Genomic DNA, 18,374 nt, shown 5'->3' with positions numbered 1-18,374 from the left:
CCTAGGAGGGTGCCCGGGCTTGGGCGCCGGTGCCCTGATGCACGTCCACGCGGAGCAGCCGGCTCGCGAGGTCGACGGCCGGGCCCAGCGCCACGATCACCGCGATCGTGCCGACGCCGATGGTCGCTCCGAGCAGCCACCCGACCAGCGCTCCGCCGCCCTGGACCAGGCTGTAGCTCCACCTGAACGGGACCGGCGGGTCCCAGGCGAGCGCGGCCGCCTCGGCCGGCCCGGCGCCGGTGTGGGCGCCGAGGTAGACCGCGATGCCGATCGCCAGCACCGGGAACGCGGCGGCGAGCAGCGCGAGCCGCCACGGAAGCCCGTCAGGGGTGTCGAGCACGTCGATCAGGAACGAGACGGTCCAGCCGACGACCACGACCTGGATCACCGTGCCCACGCCCGGGAGCACCTTGCGCAGCGCCGCGACCACCAGGAAGAGCAGGCTGATCAGCACATTGGCCAGCAGGAACGCCATCCCGGTCGCGATCGACACTCCGTTGACGAGGGTGGAGTAGCCGTCGGAGCCCAGGTCCGCGGTGAGCAGCATGCCGACGCCGACGCCGAGCACCACGCAGCCGAGCACGACCAGCACCACCCGGCGCGGTGCGTAGGAGAAGCTCATCGACTGCATAGTCGCCTGACGGCGGCTTCAGTAGGTGCCCAGGTACTTCCTCGGCGTGCCCGGCGCCGGCTGTCGCTGGACGACGACCGAGCCCATCAGGGCCACCCCTCGCAGCCGGACGACGGGCGAGTCGGGCCCCAGCTCGGCCGTGGTCTTGTCCTTGCCCAGGCTGTAGTCGCCCATGATCGGGGTGCCGGCCACGACGACGTGCATGTGCGCCGGCACGATCACCTTGACCTCGCCCATGACGGCGTTGGCGTTGATGGTGGTCTCGTGGCCCGATAGCTGCGCCTGGCGGAGGTCGATCAGCACGCTGCCCATGAGGGCGAAGGCGTTGTGCCTCTCGCGGATCGACCACACGCCTTGTCGCCTGCAGTCGCCCATGATCGCGATGGACGAGTTGTGCCCGACCGCGGGGACCTGCGACGGCGGACGGTGCGTCGGTGCGCCGGCGGGCGGCGCACCGATGCCGGGTGCCTGCAGGTCGAGCGTGATCGGCACCAGCTCGGCGTAGGTCTTGGCCGCCCAGGTCAGCTCCAGCCGCTCCTCGAGCTCGTCGAGGTCGAGCCTGCCCTCACCCGCAGCATCGCGCAGGATGTCCGCGACGCGGTGCCGGTCGGCGTCGGAGATGCGCAGCTGCGAGGGGTCGTGCTGCGGGCGGTTCTCGATCTCCCCCATGGGCGCCACACTAGGCCCTGATCCCTATGCCGTGATCACTGTCGATTTCCGGTCACCAGCGGCGACGAGGTGGTGACCGAGCCCCGAGCCGCGGGGCCGTGCGCGAGAGAGGCAGCACCCATGAAGTACGTCCTGATGTTCACCTCCCGTCCCGACCTCGACGCGACGATCGACAAGGAGACGATGGAGGCCGACTACAAGAAGATCTACGAGTGGTTCACCGTCAACGCCGACAAGATCGCCGACGGTGGCGCCGAGCTGATGGGTCTCGAGACGGCGACCACCGTCAAGCACGGTGACGAGGGCCCGGTCGTCGTCGACGGTCCCTTCAACGAGGCCAAGGAGGTCGTGGGCGGCTTCTCGATCATCGACGTCCCCGACATGGACGCCGCGATCGCCCTGACCAAGACCTGGCCGAGCCTTCAGTTCCCGGGCAGCGCCGTCGAGATCCGGCCGATGGTCGAGGACTACTCGCAGTTCGAGCAGTGACCTTCCTCCGACGATGAGCACGGACAGCCTCCTCGCGCAGACCTTGCGCGAGGAGGCCGGTCCGCTGGTCGCGTCGCTGTCGAGGCGGTTCGGCGACTTCGACCTCGCCGAGGAGGCCGTCCAGAGCGCGGTCACCGAGGCGCTCACGTCCTGGCGTCGCGACGGGCCGCCTGACCGCCCGGCGGCGTGGCTCCACACCGCCGCGAGCCGCAACGCGATGGACGCCGTACGCCGCCGTGACCGCCAGCGCGCCTTGGCCGCACGAGCCGACCCGCCCTCCGAGCCCAGGCCGGGGACCGACGACCGGCTCGCGCTGCTGTTCGCGTGCTGCCACCCGGCGCTCGCCCCGGAGGCGCGGCTCGCCCTGACCCTCCGTGCCGTCGTCGGCCTCACGACGCCCCAGATCGCGCGGGCGTTCCTGGTCAACGAGACGACGCTGGCACAACGGATCGTCCGGGCCAAGCGCAAGATCGTGTCGGCCAACATCGCGCTGACGGTCCCGCCCGACGGCGAGCTGACCGAGCGGCTGTCCGACGTGCTGGCCGTCGTCTACGTGATGTTCAACGAGGGCTTCGTGTCCTCGACCGGGCCAACCCAGGACCGTGACCTGGCCGCCGATGCCGTGTGGCTGGCCGGGGTCGTCGCCACCTCGCTCCCCCGGGAGGCCGAGGCGTGGGGGCTCGCGGCGCTGCTGAGGTTGCAGCACGCCCGGAGCCGGGCCCGCTTCGACGAGGACGGTGGGCTGGTCCTGCTGCGCGACCAGGACCGCTCGTTGTGGGACGCCGGCGCCATCGAGGAGGGCGACCGCCTGCTGGCGCGGGCGGCGGCGTTGAAGCGGCCCGGCCGCTACCAGCTCCAGGCCGCGATCGCCGCCGTGCACGCCACCTCGCCGTCCTGGGCCGAGACCGACTGGCTTCAGATCGTCACGCTCTACGAGCTGCTCCTGGACTTCGACCGGTCGCCCGTCACCCGGCTCAACCGGGCCGTCGCCGTCGCCCAGCTCGGACGACGCCAGGCCGAGGCCGCGCTGGCCGACGTCGAGGCCCTGGCCGAGCCGCTGGCGGCCTACCACCTCTTCCACGCCACCCGGGCCGAGCTGCTCACCGCGGTCGGGCGCCACGGCGAGGCCGCCGAGGCCAACCGGGTGGCCCTCACACTGACCGCCAACGACGCCGAACGACGGCTGCTGACCACGCGACTGCACGCCAGGGTCCTCGAGGACGGGTCCTGAGCACTTCGGCACCGACCGACACGCCGACACAAGATGTGGTCCCACAAATGCGATAGCGACCTACATATGGTGCTCGACGCAGCTGGTTCATGACGTCAGCCAGGCGTGGTGAGGCAACAGGGAACCCCGTGGGAATCGGGGACTGCCCCGCAGCGGTGAGTGGGAACGACCGCCGTCAGACGCACTGGGCCGAGCTCGAGCAATCGGGCCGACCTGGGAAGCGACGGCCAGTAGGCGCTGGGCCTGGAGACAGAGCCCGGCTGGCCCGCGAGTCCGAAGACCTGCCAGCGCACCGCACCCGCCGGGTGCGGTGGTCCGAGGCCTCGTGGGAAGGCCGACGCCGCTCCCTCGCGTGCGCCTCGGGCTGTCATCACGTTCTCGCGAGGAGAGAGACGATGCAGGTACGCAAGCGCAACGGCGACACCGAACCGGTCGACGTCAACAAGATCGTGCGCGCCGTCGACCGGGTCTGCGACGACCTGGCCGACGTCGACCCGATGCGGGTCGCGACCCGCACGATCAGCGGCCTCTACGACGGCGCCACCACCGCCGAGCTGGACCGGCTGTCGATCCAGACGGCCGCCGAGATGATCGGCGAGGAGCCGCAGTACTCCCGGCTGGCCGCCCGGCTGCTGTCGGGCTACATCGACAAGGAGGTCCGCAACCAGGGCGTCATGTCGTTCAGCCAGTCGATCTCGCTCGGCCACGCCGAGGGCCTGATCGGCGAGGACACCGCCCGGTTCGTCAAGGACAACGCCCGCAAGCTCGACTTCGCGGTGGACCCGGCCGCCGACCGCCGGTTCGAGTACTTCGGCCTGCGCACGGTCTACGACCGCTACCTCCTGCGGCACCCCAGCAGCCGACTGGTCGTCGAGACCCCGCAGTACTTCCTGCTCCGGGTCGCCTGCGGGCTCGCGCAGGGCCCGGGTGAGGCGATCGACTTCTACCGGCTCATGTCGTCGCTGGCCTACCTGCCCAGCAGCCCCACCCTGTTCAACTCCGGGACCCGGCACACCCAGATGTCGTCGTGCTATCTCGTCGACAGCCCGCGCGACGACCTGGACTCGATCTACTCGCGCTACGCGCAGGTCGCCAAGCTGTCCAAGTTCGCCGGCGGCATCGGGATCGCGTTCTCGCGGGTCCGGTCGCGAGGGGCGCTGATCCGCGGCACCAACGGCCAGTCCAACGGCATCGTGCCGTTCCTGCGGACCCTCGACTCGTCGGTGGCCGCGGTCAACCAGGGAGGGCGCCGCAAGGGCGCCGCCTGCGTCTACCTGGAGCCGTGGCACCCAGACGTCGAGGAGTTCCTCGAGCTCCGTGACAACACCGGTGAGGACGCCCGGCGCACGCACAACCTCAACCTGGCCAACTGGGTCCCCGACGAGTTCATGCGCCGGGTCGAGGCAGACGCCGACTGGTCGCTGATCGACCCGGACCAGGCGCCCGAGCTGCCCGACCTGTGGGGCGACGCGTTCGACGCGGCGTACCGCCGGGCCGAGGAGGAGGGCCGCTACGTCCGCCAGGTCAAGGCGCGCGACCTCTACGGGAAGATGATGCGCACCCTCGCGCAGACCGGCAACGGCTGGATGACGTTCAAGGACGCCGCCAACCGGACCTGCAACCAGACCAGCGACCCCGTCGAAGGCTCGCCCGGCGGGCCGGTGGTCCACCTGTCCAACCTGTGCACCGAGATCATCGAGGTCTCCTCGGACCACGAGACCGCGGTGTGCAACCTGGGGTCGGTCAACCTCGCCCAGCACCTGGCGAGCGACGGCTCCGACGTCGACTGGGCCAAGCTCCGCGAGACGGTGCGGACCGCCGTGCCGCTGCTGGACCGGGTGATCGACGTCAACTACTACCCGAGCGAGCAGTCGGCGGCCTCCAACCCGCGCTGGCGTCCGGTCGGTCTGGGCCTGATGGGTCTGCAGGACGTGTTCTTCGCGCTCCGGCTGCCCTTCGACTCCGCCGAGGCACGGGAGCTGTCGACCAGGATCCAGGAGGAGATCTACCTGACCGCGCTCGAGGTCTCGGCCGAGCTCGCGCGCGTGCACGGCCCGCACCCGGCGTACGCCGAGACGCGGGCCGCGCAGGGCGTGCTCCAGCCCGACCACTGGCCGGCCGAGCCCACCCAGCCCGAGCGCTGGGCGGCGGTCCGGGCCGGCATCGCCGAGCACGGGCTGCGCAACTCGCTGCTCATCGCGATCGCACCCACGGCGACCATCGCGTCGATCGCGGGCTGCTATGAGTGCATCGAGCCGCAGGTGTCCAACCTGTTCAAGCGCGAGACGCTGTCCGGCGAGTTCCTCCAGGTCAACGGCGCCCTCACCCGCGAGCTGAAGGCCCGCGGGTTGTGGACGCCGGAGATCCGCGAGGCGATCAAGAGGGCCGAGGGCTCGGTCCAGGGCATCGCCGCCCTGCCGGAGGACGTCCGGACGCTGTTCCGGACGGCCTGGGAGCTGCCGCAGCGCGCGCTGATCGACATGGCCGCCGCTCGCTCGGCGTACGTCGACCAGAGCCAGTCGCTCAACCTGTTCATCGCCGGCCCTTCGATCGGCAAGCTCTCGTCGATGTACCTCTACGCGTGGAAGGCGGGTCTCAAGACGACCTACTACCTGCGCTCGAGGCCGGCCACCCGGATCACCCAGACGACCACGTCCGTCAACGAGCCGGTGGCCTCCCTTGACGCCGTCGCCTGCTCGCTCGAGAACCCCGAGAACTGCGAGGCCTGCCAGTGACCACCGTGTCCGACCACACCGAGACGAAGATGCTCCTCGACCCGGGGATGAACCTCACCCTGCGGCCGATGCGCTACCCGCACTTCTACGACCGCTACCGCGACGCCATCAAGAACACCTGGACGGTCGAGGAGGTCGACCTGCACTCCGACCTCAAGGACCTCCAGCGGCTGACCGAGGCCGAGCGGCACCTGGTCTCGCGGCTGGTGGCGTTCTTCGCGACCGGCGACACCATCGTCGCGAACAACCTGGTGCTCAACCTCTACCAGCACATCAACAGCCCCGAGGGCCGGCTCTACCTCTCCCGCCAGCTGTTCGAGGAGGCGGTGCACGTGCAGTTCTACCTGACCCTGCTGGACACGTACGTGCCCGACGAGACCGAGCGGCACGAGGCGTTCGCGGCGGTCGACAACATCCCCTCGATCAAGGCCAAGGCCGACTTCTGCTTCCGGTGGATCGACTCGGTCTTCGACCTCGACGCGCTGGAGACCAAGGAGCACCGGCGGAGGTTCCTGCTCAACCTGATCTGCTTCGCCGCGGTGATCGAGGGCCTGTTCTTCTACGGCGCCTTCGCCTACGTCTACTTCCTCCGCTCCCGGGGCCTGCTCAACGGCCTGGCCTCGGGCACCAACTGGGTGTTCCGCGACGAGTCGATGCACATGGCGTTCGCCTTCGACGTCGTCGACACCGTCCGCGAGGAGGAGCCGGACCTGTTCGACGAGGAGATGGTCGCCCAGGTCCGCCAGATGCTGGTCGACGGCGTGGACGCCGAGGCGCAGTTCGCCGAGGACCTGCTCGGCGGCGGCGTCGCCGGGCTCTCGACGGCCGACATGCGCGCCTATCTCGAGTACGTCGCCGACCGGCGGATGGAGCGGCTGGGCCTGCCCTTGATCTACGGCTCGAAGAACCCACTCGCGTTCATGGAGCTCCAGGACGTCCAGGAGCTGTCGAACTTCTTCGAGCGCAAGGTCTCGGCCTACCAGGTCGGAGTGACCGGGGTGGTGGGGTTCGACGAGGACTTCTGACCACCCGCTGAGTCCCGCGTCGCCGTAGCGTCCACTCCCTCATGACCGAGGAGAGCGTCAGCGCAACGGCCGCGAACACGGCCTCGGCCGAGGCCGTGTTCGCGGTGCTCGCTGACCCGGCCCGGCACACCGTCATCGACGGACCATCGAGCCAACTCGCTGCAGCACGTCTCGGAAATGGTCATCGGCTGACGGGACCCGCACCTACGATGTCCGCCACATGGTCACGCTCCACGAGACAGAGGTAGACGGGGTCCGGTGCTTCTGGGTGGACACCGGGCGCCCGACGCTGGCTGCGTGGCTGGTCTTCCGCTCGGGCCTCGCTGACGAGTCCATCACCGACACGGGTTTCCTCCACTTGTTGGAGCACCTCTCGCTCAACGGCCGCGGTGGCGGCCCTCTGCACGTCAACGGGCAGGTCTCGCTCGTCGACACAATGTTCCAGGCGCACGGTCCGCACGACTTGGTCTCCGCACACCTCGACGCCCTCACAGCTTGGCTGGCCCGGCCGGGGTTCGACGAGCTCGAGCGCGAGCGCCGCGTGCTCCAGGCCGAGGCCGGCACGCGGGGCAGCTCACCCACGGCCCGGGCCCTGGGGTGGCGCTACGGCGCCACCGGTCCAGGGTTGTCCGTCTACGACGAGGTAGGACTCGGTCGAGCCACTCCGGAGCGGCTCGCGGCACGCGCGGCCGAGGTCTTCACCCAGGGCAATGCGGTGCTGGTCCTGGACGGCGCTCCGCCTCCGAGCCTCCGGCTCCGCCTCCCGGACGGCGTCCTACAGCCGCTCCGCCCCGCAGTGCCGTGCGAGGAGCGCTACCCGGCGATGTACGTCGACGAGGCCGGCGTGATCGTTTCCGGCGTCGTGCCCCGCAGCGTCGCGTCCTCGTTCGCGGCCGAGATCCTCAACAAGGAGCTCGCAGATCGCCTGCGCTTCCAGGATGGCAACGCGTACGCACCGTGGGCAGTCTACGAACGCGTCGACGAGTCTTCCGCGGTCGTGGTGGCCGGCTCGGACGTCCAGCCCCCCGCTCTGCCCACGTTGCTCAACGACGTGCTCGGGATCATGCGCCATCTCCGCGTCCACCGCACCGACGAGCAGCGGCTCGAGGAGTTCAAGTCCTCGCGCATCCAGGGAATCCAGGACCCCTACGCGGAGATCGGAGTGGCCGTGCGCGCGGCGTACGAGCACTTCGCCGGACGCCCGCCGCTGACTCTCGACGAGATGGTGGCTGAAGTGCGGGCCGTCACGACGTCGGACGTCGTCTCTGCGTTCAAGGCCATGCACGCCACCCTCCTGGTCGGCGTCCCGGGTGCCAGTACATACACCGAGCAGATCCGTCGTCTCGAGGCCCCGACGGGCAGACCCAAGGTCCGGGGACGCAGCTGGCGGAGCGTCAACTGGCCCGGGGACGCGAGTCGGCTGCGGATCAGCGACGAGGCTGTCGAGCTCGTGGACGGCAAGCGCGCGCGCACCATCCCAGCTCATGAGGTGCACGCCATGCTGGCGCACGAGAACGGTCTGCGGCACCTCGTCACTGTCGACGGCTACGGCCTGACGATCAACCCGCACGCCTGGCGTCGTGGCCAGTCCGCGGTCGAGTGTCTCGACCGCTTGGTGCCGGCGGAGCGCGTGCTACCGCAGTCCGCCGCCGACGGCATCGACCAGGGCGTCCGGGCAGGCGCCTGGCGCCGCTGGAGAGTTTTCGCACGCGCCGCGCTGGCCAACCGCTGGGTGCTCGCAGCGATCCTCGTCCCGCCGATCCTCGCGATCTGGGTGGCCGGCTTCGTCGTGCTGATCAACCGGGAGATCACGGGCGTCGGCTTCTTCTGGGCGCTGCTCGGCGGCTCCGCTCTCATCGGCGTGCTGCGCGGACTGTTCGAGCAAGACGACTGACGAGCCGCCGCGGCAGCCACGCGGGTCAGATCGCCGAGGGACCGCGCTCCAGAAGCACCTTGAACCTGTCCTCGTCCAGGATCGGCACGCCGAGCTGTTCGGCCTTGTCGGCCTTGGAGCCGGCGTTGTCGCCCACGACGACGTAGTCGGTCTTCTTGGAGACCGACCCGGCGGCCTTGCCTCCCCGGGCCAGGATCGCCTCCTTGGCGGAGTCGCGGCTGAAGTCGACCAGCGAGCCGGTGACCACGACGGTCAGGCCCTCGAGGGTGCGCGCGACGGACTCGTCGCGCTCGTCCTCCATCGAGACGCCGTCGCGCTCCCACTTGTCGACGATCTCGACGTGCCACGGCTCCTGGAACCACTCGATCACCGCGTCAGCGATGGTCGGGCCGACGCCCTCAGCGGCGGCGAGCGCCTCGTGGGAGGCACCCCGGATGGCGGCCATCGACCCGAACTCCTGGGCCAGCGCCCGAGCGGCGGTCGGGCCCACGTGGCGGATCGACAGCGCGACCAGGACCCGCCAGAGCGGTCGCTGCTTGGCCGAACCGAGGTTGGCCAGCAGCCGTTCGCCGTTGGCGGAGAGCTGAGGTCCCTCCTCGTCCTTCCTGGGTGCGCGGGTGAAGAGGGGTGCCTGCTTGAGCTGGTCCTCGGTGAGCGCGAACAGGTCGCCCTCGTCGGCGATGACCTTGGCCTCCAGCAGCGCGGCCGCCGCCTCGTAGCCGAGACCCTCGATGTCGAAGGCACCACGCCCGGCGACGTGGAACACCCGCTCGCGCACCTGGGCCGGGCAGAACTGGTGGTTGGGGCAGCGGAGGTCCTTGTCGCCCTCCTTCTGCTCGGCGAGCGGAGTGCCACAGGAGGGGCACTCGGTCGGCATCACCCACTCGGCGAGGCCCTCGGGCCGCAGCGGCAGCACCGGGCCGAGGATCTCGGGGATCACGTCACCGGCCTTGCGCAGGATCACCGTGTCGCCGGGGCGGACGTCCTTGCGCTTGACCTCGTGGGCGTTGTGGAGCGTCGCGTTCTCGACCGTCGAGCCGGCCACCAGGGTCGGCTCCATCACGCCGTAGGGCGTCACCCGGCCGGTGCGCCCCACGTTGACGCGGATCTCGAGGAGCTTGGCGTTGACCTCCTCGGGCGGGTACTTGAACGCGATCGCCCAGCGCGGCGCCCGGCTGGTCGAGCCGAGCCGGCGCTGGAGGGAGACGTCGTCGACCTTGATCACCACGCCGTCGATCTCGTAGGGCGCGATGGAGTGCCGTCGTTCGCCCGCGTCCTCGATGTAGGCCTGCACCGCCTCCAGGGAGGGCAGCACCTTGACGTGCTCGGACGTCGGGAGACCCCAGGCCTTCAGCGCGGCGTAGGCCTGGGACTGCGCGGTCGGCTCGAAGCCCTCGCGCTTGCCGATCCCGTGGCAGACCATGCCGAGCGCGCGCGTGGCGGTCACCCGCGGGTCCTTCTGGCGCAGCGAACCGGCCGCGGAGTTGCGCGGGTTGGCGAACATCGGCTTGCCGGCGTCGGCGAGCGACTCGTTGAGCTTGTTGAACGCCTCGACCGGGAGGAAGACCTCGCCGCGGACCTCGAGCAGCCCCGGGACGGGGTAGTCGTCGGTGCCGGTCAGCCGGTGCGGGATGGATGAGATCGTCTTGACGTTGGGGGTGACGTCCTCACCCGTGGTGCCGTCGCCGCGGGTCAGGGCGCGGACCAGCCGGCCTTGCTCGTAGAGGAGGTTGATCGCGAGCCCGTCGACCTTGAGCTCGCACAGCAGATCGGCCTTGTCGATCCCCTCGCGGGCCAGCCGGGCGTGCCAGGCCGCGAGCTCCTCGTAGGAGAACGCGTTGTCCAGGCTCTCCATCCGCTGCAGGTGCTGGACCGCGGTGAACTCCGTCGACACGGCGCCGCCGACCTTCTGGGTCGGCGAGTCCGGCGTACGCAGCTCGGGGAACTCGTCCTCGAGCGCCTCGAGCCGGCGCAGCCGCTGGTCGAAGTCCGCGTCGGACAGCGTCGGGTCGTCGAGGACGTAGTAGCGCCAGCGCGCCTCCTCGATCTCCTCGCTGAGCCGCTGGTGCTCCTCGCGGGCCTCCGGAGTCGCCTGGCTGAGGTCGCTGGCAGGGTCGCTCACGGGCTCATTCTGCCCGTGCGCACCGACACCCGGCCGACCGCCAGGCATGACCCGGCCGGCACCCATCCCTGGGGTCGCCCTGGTACGAATCGACATCGTGGCCGGTCCTCTGCTCACCCGATCCGACGCGCCCGCACCGCGGGCCGTGATCCTCCTGCTGCACGGCGGCAAGGAGCGTTCCACCGAGCCCGTCGACCGCCGCAGCACCTCCTGGCTCCGGATGGCCGCGCTCCAGCGCGCCGTGGCACCCGCCGCCCGGCAGGCCGGCGCCAGCACGTGGCTGCTGCGCTACCGGGTGCGGGGGTGGAACGGCGGTGCGCCGGTGGACGACGCCCGCTGGGCGCTGGGCGAGGTACGCCGCGAGCTCGGCGACGTCCCGGTCGCGCTGCTCGGCCACTCGATGGGCGGCCGGACGGCCGTCAACGTCGCCGGCGACCCGGCGGTGCGGGGCGTCGTCGCGCTCGCCCCGTGGTTCCCGGCCGGCGAGCCCGTCGACGGCCTGGTCGGGCGGTCGCTGCGGGCCGCGCACGGCCGCCGCGACCGGATCACGTCCTACCGGGCGACCGCGGCGTACGTCGAACGGGCGGGCGCCGCAGGTGCGGACGCCACCTTGGAGGACATGGGCCGGGCGGGCCACTACCTGCTCACCCGGGTGGGCCGGTGGAACGAGTTCGCGACCCGGGAGTCGCTCCGGCTGGTCACTGGTCCAGACCGCCACCGGTAATTCGGTTTGGGCGGAATGCCCCGGCGTCGTACTGTGTTCGCGATGAAACGAAACCGTTTCGTTTCATTCAGGTAACAGCCGTCCACCGCCGGGGAGAACCGCATGACACCGCCCACCGAGACCACGGCCAGCCGGCCGCGCGTCGAGGGCGTGCGCGAGGCCGAGATCCTCGAGGCCACGCTCCAGGTGCTCCAGGACGTCGGCTACGACCGGCTCACGATGGATGCCGTCGCGCTTCGTGCCCGGGCGTCCAAGGCCACGCTCTACCGCCGGTGGAACTCCAAGCTGCGGCTTGTCATCGATGCGCTCCTCACCACCAAGCCGGCCCCGGTCGTCCCCGACACCGGGTCTCTGCGCGAGGACCTGCTGCAGATGTTCTGTGGCCTGGGGGGCGTGACCGACAGCCAGGCGGTCGGCATGATGGCCAGCGTCATCACCGCCGTCGGCCGTGATCCGGAGTTCGCCCACGCGTTCCGGACCGAGATCATCGGCCCCAAGATCGCCGCCTCCCGACAGATCTGGGAGCGCGCCAAGGCGAGAGGCGAGCTGCGCCCCGACGCCGACCTCAGTCTGCTCGAGCCGGCGCTCGCCGGGATCGTGCTCCACCGCGTGTTCCTCATGGGCGAGCAGCCCACCGAGGACCTCGTCGCCCGGGTGGTCGACCAGATCATCCTGCCCGCCGCCACCCACCAGTCTCAGGAGAAGAAGGCATGACAGAAACGACCCACAGCGGCCCACCGACCGACCTCGAGGTCGAGGAGACCTCGCCTGACGCGTCGGACAAGTCGCTCCACCTCGGGTGGGCCCTGGTGCTCATCTCGGTCGCGCAGCTCATGGTGGTGCTCGACGGCACCATCGTGAACATCGCGCTCCCCTACATCCAGTCCGACCTGTCCATCGCGCCCGAGAACCTCACCTGGGTCGTCACCGGCTACGCCCTGGCGTTCGGCAGCCTGCTGCTCCTGGGCGGGCGGCTCGGCGACCTCTTCGGGCGGCGCCGGATCTTCATGATCGGCCTGGCGGTCTTCGCCGTCGCCTCCGGTCTGGGTGGTCTGGCCACCAACGAGGCCACACTGCTCGCGGCCCGGGGCCTCCAGGGCGTGGGCGCCGCGCTGGCCTCGCCGGCGGCGCTCGCGCTGATCACGACGACGTTCCCCGCCGGCCCCGCCCGCAACCGGGCCTTCGCGGTCTACGCCGCGATGTCCGGCGCCGGTGCGGCCGTCGGCCTGCTGCTCGGCGGCTGGCTGACCGGGCTCAACGGCGTCGCCGGGTTCGACATCGAGGGCTGGCGCCTCACGCTGCTGATCAACATGCCGATCGGTCTCGCGGCCGCCGCGCTGGCGCCCCGGTTCCTGCGCGAGTCTGAGGCCCACGACCACATCCTCGACCTCCCGGGCGCCGTCCTCGGCACCCTCGGACTGCTGGGTCTGGTCTACGGCTTCAGCCGCGCCGGCGCCGACGGCTGGACCGACCAGTGGACCCTGGCCAGCCTGATCGCCGGGGCCGTCGTCCTCGTGGTCTTCGTGCTCGTGGAGCGGCGTACGGCCGACCCGCTGCTGCCGTTCCGGGTGTTCACCAACCGCACCCGGGCCGCCAGCTACGCTGCGATGTTCCTGGCCCCGGCCGCCATGTTCGCGATGTTCTACTTCCTCAGCCAGTACATCCAGAACGTCATGGGCTACAGCCCGATCGAGGCCGGCGTCGCGTTCCTGCCCTTCTGCGTCGGCATCGTGGTCGCCGCCGGGCTGAGCTCCAGCCTGGTCAACCGGGTCGACCCGCGCATCGTCGGCGGCGTCGGCACGCTGATGGCGTCGGCCGGGCTGTTCGGGTTCTCGCGGCTGCCCTACGACACGACGCTTCCGGTCCAGGCCGTCGAGGGCAGCTACGTCACCGACCTGCTGCCGTTCATCCTGCTGATGTCGCTGGGCATGGGTGCGACGTTCGTGCCGCTGACCCTGACCGCCGTCCACCACCTGCGGGCCGACGACTCCGGCATCGGGTCCGGTGTCCTCAACACGATGCAGCAGGTCGGCGGGGCCATGGGCCTGGCCATCCTGGGCAGCGCGGCCACGCAGATCACCACCGACCGCGGCCAGGAGCTCGGGGCTGCGATGGGCGACCGCGCAGTTCAGCTGCAGGTCTTCACCGAGGGGGCGTCCAACGCGTTCCTGGTCGGCTCGATGATGATGCTGCTGGCCTCGGTGGTCATCTGGACGCTGCTCAACGTCAAGCACGAGGAGCTGGCGACCGACGGCCCCGAGGGGGCGCACGTCGGGGTCTGATCCTCCCGGCCCGCCCGGGCTCCCCCTCCCCGGGCGTCGAGACACACGGAATGGCTGTCCTGACCAGTTCGGGACAGCCATTCTGTGCATCTCGACGTTCTCCACAGACCGGCCGCCACCGCCCGCCGACACCTGCGGATCTCGGGCATACCTGGCTGCATGAGCCATCGTTGGGATCTCGACGCAGCACCTCCCACGCACCTGGTCTTTCCGGTGCGCATCGACTCGGAGGGCAGGACCGGACCGACGCGCGGCCAGGCGCGCGGTCCCGGGTGGCGGTTCACGGCACCGGGTTGGGTCGTGCCGGCCGACACCAGCAACGCGGTCGAGCAGCGGATCCTCGAGGCGCTCACCTGGGCCGGCCCCCACGCCGTGGCGACCGGGTGGGCGGCGCTGCGGCTGCACGGAGCGGGCTTCTTCGACGGGCTCGCGCGCGACGGCCGCACCGAGCTGCCCGTCCCCATCGCCGCCAACGGCGAACGCCGTCGCCCCCGGCCGGGCATCCTGCTCACCGAGGACCGAATCCCTGACGATGAGGTCATCGTCCTCCACGGCATGAGGTGTGCGATCGTCGACCGCGCGCTGTTCGACGAGATCAGGCGACAGCCTGACGACTGGGACGGGGTCGTCGCGGTCGACATGACGTGCGGGGCGCAGCTCACCTCCATCCGGCGCATGCAGAAGTACCGGTGGGCGCGTTACTGGTACCGCGACGTACGCCGCCTCGACCGGATCCTGCCGCTCGCCCATGAGGGTGCTCGCTCACGGCCGGAGGTCGACCTCCGCAGGATCTGGACCGAGCGTGCCAGCTGGCCCGAACCGCTGTGCAACCGCACGATCCTCGACCTGGAGACCGGCGCACTGGTCGGCATGCCCGACCTGTTCGACCCACGGCGGAGCGTTGCGGGTGAGTACGCGGGCGGGGGTCACCGAGAGGCCGACCAGCATGACGGCGACCTCGATCGTGCGATGGCCTTCCGTCGAGTCGGGATCGAGGCCGTGGAGGTGACGGCGCGGCATCTACGCGACCCACAGCGGGTCGTGAGGCTGATGGAGGAGGCCGAAGAGCGCGCCGCGCTGCTGCGTCAGCGCTGGAAGCTCGGCCCCGCGCCTCCCAGCCTGGATGCGATCCTCGACCTACGGGACGGCCGCCGCCTTGGGCGTCGAGACACACCAAATGGCTGACTCCGGCGCCACCGGAGAACCATTCCGTGAGTCTCGACGCGCCGCCCGGGGGCAAGCCAGGCCACCGCCCCTCAACCCGCGAGGTTGCCAGCCGCAGTGCTCAGCAACGTCAGCGACTGCTTCGCCCAGGCCGGTGACGCACCGGCGAGGCCGCACGACGGCGTGAGCACCAGCCGGTCGCCCACCTCGTCCGGGTCCAGGCCGAGCATGTCGAGCCAGCGCACGACCGACTCGGTCACCTGACCGTCGGTCGGTACCACCGCCGGGTCTGTGGACGCGACCACACCCAGCGCCACGGACTCGCCCGCGTCGAGGGCGCTCCCCAGGTCGTCGTGGTCGCGGGCCGACAGCTGGGCGAGGTCGAGCGACAGTCCGCGCGCACCTGCTCCGCGCACCAGGTCGAGGGGTGTGCCGGCCGCACAGCTGTGCAGCCACGGTTCGGCGCCGCTCTCGGCGACCGCCGCGAACACCCATTCGAGCGCCTGCGACGCCTCGGGCGGATGGACGGCGCGGTGCCGGCCGAACCCCGAGGCGGTCGGTACGGCGGCCGCCAGGACCGCGGCGAGCGCGGGCTCGTCGACCTGGACGACCAGGCGGGTCGCGCGCGGCGTACGCCGGCGCACGTCGGCGACGTGGTCGCGCAGCCCCTCGGCGAGGGCCTGGGCCAGGTCGCGGCGCGCCCCGTGGTCCGCCAGGACCTTGTCGCCGCGGGGCCGTTCCACGGTCGCCGCCAGCGTCCACGGTCCGGCCACCTGCACCTTGACGGTGCCGGTGAACCCCTGCGCCTGCTCCTCGAACCCGTCCAGGTCCTGCGCCAGCAGGCTGCGGGCCCGACGGTGGTCCACACCCGGTGCGTCGGTGAGCCGCCACCCGGCAGGTTGCAGGTCGGCACCGAGTCCGGACAGCGCGGCGACCCCGCGCCCGGTCATCGATGCGCCGGCGCCGCGGCCGGGCACCTCGGGCACGTACGCCAGGTCGGTCAGCTCGCCGACGACCAGCCGCACCGCCTCGTCGTAGTCGTGCTGGTCGTCTCCGGGGTGGGAGCCGACGCCCGTGGCGAGGGCCATCAGGTCGCGCGTCGCGTCGCGGAGATGGTGGCGGAGCCGACCACCCGGCTGCCGTCGTAGACGACCACGGCCTGCCCGGGGGCGATGCCGTACGCCGGGTCGATCAGCTCGACCTCGACCGTGTCACCATCGACGCCCCCGGCCACGCAGACCTCGGCCCGGTGCTCCTCCCCGTGCGCGCGGAGCTGCACGGTCACGTGCGGGCCGGCGAGCAGCGAGGGGGCTTCGCCGCACCAGCGCGGCCGGATCGCACTGAGCCCGTCGACCGCGAGTCGGTCGCGGGAGCCGACCAGCACCGTCCCCGAGACCGGCTCGATGTCCAGGACGAACCGCGGCTTCCCGTCCGGGGCCGGGCGGCCGATCCGCAGCCCCTTGCGCTGGCCGATGGTGAAGGCGTAGGTGCCGTCGTGCCGGCCGAGCTCTTCGCCGGTCGACTCGTCGAGGATCGGCCCGCCGTGGTTGGGCGCCCGGTCGCCGAGCTTCTCGCGCAGCCAGCCGGCGTTGTCGCCGTCGGCGACGAAGCAGATGTCGTGGCTGTCCGGCTTGTCCGCCACCAGCAGCCCCCGGTCGGCCGCCTCGGCGCGGACCTCGGCCTTGGTCGAGTCGCCGAGCGGGAACAGGGAGTGGCGAAGCTGGGCCTGGTCCAGCACCCCGAGGACGTAGGACTGGTCCTTGCCCTGGTCGACGGCCCGGTGCATCTCGACGAGCCCGCCCCGTGACTCAGGACCGGTCCGCAGCCGCGCGTAGTGACCGGTCGCCACGGCGTCGTAGCCCAGCGCGACGGCCCGGTCGAGGACGGCGGCGAACTTGATCCGCTCGTTGCAGCGCAGGCAGGGGTTGGGCGTGCGCCCGGCGGCGTACTCGTCCATGAAGTCCTCGACGACGTCATGGTGGAAGCGCTCGGAGAGGTCCCAGACGTAGAACGGGATGCCGATCACGTCGGCGGCCCGGCGGGCGTCGTTGGCGTCCTCGATCGTGCAGCAGCCGCGCGCGCCGGAGCGGTAGGACGCCGGGTTGCGCGAGAGCGCGAGGTGCACGCCGGTGACGTCGTGGCCGGCCTCGTGGGCCCGCGCCGCGGCGACGGCCGAGTCGACGCCGCCGGACATGGCGGCGATGACCTTCACGAGGTCTTGCGCGCTGTCCGCGCCCGCTCCACGACCGGGCCGATCGCCTCGACGACCGCGTCGACGTCGGCCTGGGTCGAGGAGTGGCCGAGCGTGAAGCGCAGCGAGTGCCGGGCCTGGTCGTCGTCGCAGCCCATCGCGAGCAGCACGTGGGAGGGCTGGGGGACGCCCGCGGAGCAGGCGGACCCCGTGGAGCACTCGATGCCGCGCGCGTCGAGCAGCATGAGGAGCGAGTCGCCCTCGCAGCCGGGGAACCCGATGTGGGCGTTGCCGGGGAGCCGGTGCACGCCGACCGGGGCCATCCGGCCGCCGTGCAGGTGCGCGTCGGGCACGACCTCGACGACGCGCCGGACCAGGTCGTCGCGCAGGGCGGCGACGCGGGCGGCGTGCTCGGCCTGGTGCTTGACGGCCAGCTCGACCGCGGCGGCGAAGCCGGCGATCGCCGGCGCGTCGATGGTGCCGCTTCGGATGTCCCGCTCCTGGCCGCCCCCGTGCACGAGCGCGGTCACCTCGACCTCGCGGCCGACGAGCAGCGCCCCGACACCGTAGGGACCGCCGACCTTGTGGCCGGTGAGGGTCAGGGCGTCGACGCCGCACGCCGCGAAGTCGACCGGGACCGCACCCACGGCCTGCACCGCGTCGGTGTGCACCGGGATGCCGTGTGCGCGGGCCAGGGCGACCGCGTCCTCGACGGGCTGCAGCGTCCCGACCTCGTTGTTGGCCCACATGACCGAGACCAGCGAGACCGACTCCGGGTCGCGCTCGATCGCGGCGGCGAGCGCCTCGGTCTCTAGCCGTCCGGTGCTGTCCACGGGCAGCAGCTCGACGGCGGCCGCACCGGTCTCGCCCAGCCAGAGCAGCGGGTCCAGCACCGCGTGGTGCTCGACGGCAGTGGTCAGGATCCGGGTGCGGCGCGGGTCCGCTGCCTGGCGTGCCCAGTGGATGCCCTTGAGGGCGAGGTTGTCGGCCTCGGTGCCCCCGGAGGTGAACACGACCTCCCCCGGGCGGCAGTTGAGCGCCTGCGCGATGGTCTCGCGGGACTCCTCGACGACCCGGCGGGCGTTGCGCCCGGAGGCGTGCAGCGAGCTGGGGTTGCCCACCGAGTGCAGGTGCTGTGCCATGGCCTCGACCGCCGCCGGGACCATCGGGGTGGTGGCGGCGTGGTCGAGGTAGTGAGTGGAACCCGGCATCGCGTC

15 protein-coding genes and 1 riboswitch are annotated in these 18,374 nt (G+C 71.4%); of the genes, 9 read left to right on the top strand and 6 right to left on the bottom strand.

The features are described 5' to 3' along the window. Position 1 precedes the first annotated feature (1 nt). On the bottom strand, positions 2-622 hold the full coding sequence (locus tag ACYVC6_RS08985; protein WP_460713099.1) for a hypothetical protein: 621 nt from the start codon (positions 620-622) through the stop codon (positions 2-4). A 27-nt stretch (positions 623-649) separates the two neighbouring features. After that, positions 650-1,300 carry a DUF1707 SHOCT-like domain-containing protein gene (locus ACYVC6_RS08980; protein WP_460713097.1) on the bottom strand — a complete coding sequence of 217 codons (651 nt, stop codon included), beginning with the start codon at positions 1,298-1,300 and terminating at the stop codon, positions 650-652. Between the two features lie 120 nt (positions 1,301-1,420). On the opposite strand from ACYVC6_RS08980, the gene ACYVC6_RS08975 reads away from it, so the two are divergent. The 5 genes from ACYVC6_RS08975 to ACYVC6_RS08955 all read left to right on the top strand — a co-directional run bounded on the left by ACYVC6_RS08975 (position 1,421) and on the right by ACYVC6_RS08955 (position 8,674). Then, the gene (locus ACYVC6_RS08975) at positions 1,421-1,789 is read left to right on the top strand and encodes a YciI family protein (protein WP_460713095.1); all 369 of its coding nucleotides are present in this window, start codon (positions 1,421-1,423) and stop codon (positions 1,787-1,789) included. A gap of 13 nt (positions 1,790-1,802) precedes the next feature. After that, positions 1,803-3,020 carry an RNA polymerase sigma factor gene (locus ACYVC6_RS08970; protein ID WP_460713093.1) on the top strand — a complete coding sequence of 406 codons (1,218 nt, stop codon included), beginning with the start codon at positions 1,803-1,805 and terminating at the stop codon, positions 3,018-3,020. A 65-nt stretch (positions 3,021-3,085) separates the two neighbouring features. Beyond that, positions 3,086-3,323: riboswitch (cobalamin riboswitch) on the top strand. A 92-nt stretch (positions 3,324-3,415) separates the two neighbouring features. After that, positions 3,416-5,755: a ribonucleoside-diphosphate reductase subunit alpha gene (locus ACYVC6_RS08965; RefSeq protein ID WP_460713091.1), complete on the top strand. Its 2,340-nt coding sequence runs from the start codon at positions 3,416-3,418 to the stop codon at positions 5,753-5,755. Further along, entirely contained in the window at positions 5,752-6,780 is a 1,029-nt protein-coding gene (locus tag ACYVC6_RS08960; RefSeq protein ID WP_460713089.1) for a ribonucleotide-diphosphate reductase subunit beta, read from the top strand. The genes ACYVC6_RS08965 and ACYVC6_RS08960 overlap by 4 nt, the downstream gene beginning before the upstream one ends. Before the next feature lie 220 nt (positions 6,781-7,000). Then, complete coding sequence (locus ACYVC6_RS08955) at positions 7,001-8,674, top strand: peptidase M16 family protein (protein WP_460713087.1); 1,674 nt, start codon at positions 7,001-7,003, stop codon at positions 8,672-8,674. A gap of 25 nt (positions 8,675-8,699) precedes the next feature. Here ACYVC6_RS08955 and ligA read toward each other — a convergent pair whose 3' ends face one another. Continuing rightward, a complete protein-coding gene (ligA, locus tag ACYVC6_RS08950) occupies positions 8,700-10,844 on the bottom strand; it encodes an NAD-dependent DNA ligase LigA (protein ID WP_460713336.1) in 2,145 nt (714 codons plus the stop codon). 49 nt (positions 10,845-10,893) lie between these two features. Between ligA and ACYVC6_RS08945 the strand changes: the two genes are divergently transcribed. The 4 genes from ACYVC6_RS08945 (at position 10,894) to ACYVC6_RS08930 (ending at position 14,987) form a co-directional block, all read left to right on the top strand. Further along, positions 10,894-11,520, top strand: a complete 627-nt coding sequence (locus ACYVC6_RS08945; RefSeq protein WP_460713085.1) for an alpha/beta hydrolase — start codon at positions 10,894-10,896, stop codon at positions 11,518-11,520. A 102-nt stretch (positions 11,521-11,622) separates the two neighbouring features. Continuing rightward, on the top strand, positions 11,623-12,234 hold the full coding sequence (locus tag ACYVC6_RS08940) for a TetR/AcrR family transcriptional regulator (RefSeq protein ID WP_460713083.1): 612 nt from the start codon (positions 11,623-11,625) through the stop codon (positions 12,232-12,234). Beyond that, positions 12,231-13,802 (top strand): MFS transporter, encoded by a 1,572-nt coding sequence (locus ACYVC6_RS08935; protein WP_460713081.1) that lies wholly within the window; start codon positions 12,231-12,233, stop codon positions 13,800-13,802. The genes ACYVC6_RS08940 and ACYVC6_RS08935 overlap by 4 nt, the downstream gene beginning before the upstream one ends. A 159-nt stretch (positions 13,803-13,961) precedes the next feature. Next, entirely contained in the window at positions 13,962-14,987 is a 1,026-nt protein-coding gene (locus ACYVC6_RS08930; protein ID WP_460713079.1) for a hypothetical protein, read from the top strand. A 71-nt stretch (positions 14,988-15,058) separates the two neighbouring features. On the opposite strand, the gene ACYVC6_RS08925 is transcribed toward ACYVC6_RS08930, so the two are convergent. Genes ACYVC6_RS08925 through ACYVC6_RS08915 form a run of 3 tightly spaced genes read right to left on the bottom strand, consistent with a single transcriptional unit; the run spans position 15,059 to position 18,368 of the window. After that, the gene (locus ACYVC6_RS08925; protein ID WP_460713077.1) at positions 15,059-16,054 is read right to left on the bottom strand and encodes a uroporphyrinogen decarboxylase/cobalamine-independent methonine synthase family protein; all 996 of its coding nucleotides are present in this window, start codon (positions 16,052-16,054) and stop codon (positions 15,059-15,061) included. After that, positions 16,054-17,178: a tRNA 2-thiouridine(34) synthase MnmA gene (mnmA, locus tag ACYVC6_RS08920; protein ID WP_460713075.1), complete on the bottom strand. Its 1,125-nt coding sequence runs from the start codon at positions 17,176-17,178 to the stop codon at positions 16,054-16,056. Before mnmA ends, ACYVC6_RS08925 begins: the two co-directional genes overlap by 1 nt. Continuing rightward, positions 17,175-18,368, bottom strand: coding sequence for a cysteine desulfurase family protein (locus tag ACYVC6_RS08915; RefSeq protein WP_460713073.1), 1,194 nt, complete (start codon positions 18,366-18,368; stop codon positions 17,175-17,177). Before ACYVC6_RS08915 ends, mnmA begins: the two co-directional genes overlap by 4 nt. Positions 18,369-18,374 lie beyond the last annotated feature (6 nt).

It is taken from the genome of Nocardioides dilutus (assembly GCF_054779555.1).
Note: the sequence above shows the minus strand (reverse complement) of the source record. Positions and strands in the feature narration are given on the sequence as shown.

Excerpts from the sequence above, each read along its gene's own strand:
- ACYVC6_RS08985 (WP_460713099.1), bottom strand. The coding sequence starts at position 622 with ATGAGCTTCTCCTACGCACCGCGCCGGGTGGTGCTGGTCGTGCTCGGC.
- ACYVC6_RS08980 (WP_460713097.1), bottom strand. The coding sequence starts at position 1,300 with ATGGGGGAGATCGAGAACCGCCCGCAGCACGACCCCTCGCAGCTGCGC.
- ACYVC6_RS08975 (WP_460713095.1), top strand. The coding sequence starts at position 1,421 with ATGAAGTACGTCCTGATGTTCACCTCCCGTCCCGACCTCGACGCGACG.
- ACYVC6_RS08970 (WP_460713093.1), top strand. The coding sequence starts at position 1,803 with ATGAGCACGGACAGCCTCCTCGCGCAGACCTTGCGCGAGGAGGCCGGT.
- ACYVC6_RS08965 (WP_460713091.1), top strand. The coding sequence starts at position 3,416 with ATGCAGGTACGCAAGCGCAACGGCGACACCGAACCGGTCGACGTCAAC.
- ACYVC6_RS08955 (WP_460713087.1), top strand. The coding sequence starts at position 7,001 with ATGGTCACGCTCCACGAGACAGAGGTAGACGGGGTCCGGTGCTTCTGG.
- ligA (WP_460713336.1), bottom strand. The coding sequence starts at position 10,844 with ATGCCTGGCGGTCGGCCGGGTGTCGGTGCGCACGGGCAGAATGAGCCC.
- ACYVC6_RS08940 (WP_460713083.1), top strand. The coding sequence starts at position 11,623 with ATGACACCGCCCACCGAGACCACGGCCAGCCGGCCGCGCGTCGAGGGC.
- ACYVC6_RS08935 (WP_460713081.1), top strand. The coding sequence starts at position 12,231 with ATGACAGAAACGACCCACAGCGGCCCACCGACCGACCTCGAGGTCGAG.
- ACYVC6_RS08930 (WP_460713079.1), top strand. The coding sequence starts at position 13,962 with ATGAGCCATCGTTGGGATCTCGACGCAGCACCTCCCACGCACCTGGTC.
- ACYVC6_RS08925 (WP_460713077.1), bottom strand. The coding sequence starts at position 16,054 with ATGGCCCTCGCCACGGGCGTCGGCTCCCACCCCGGAGACGACCAGCAC.
- ACYVC6_RS08915 (WP_460713073.1), bottom strand. The coding sequence starts at position 18,368 with ATGCCGGGTTCCACTCACTACCTCGACCACGCCGCCACCACCCCGATG.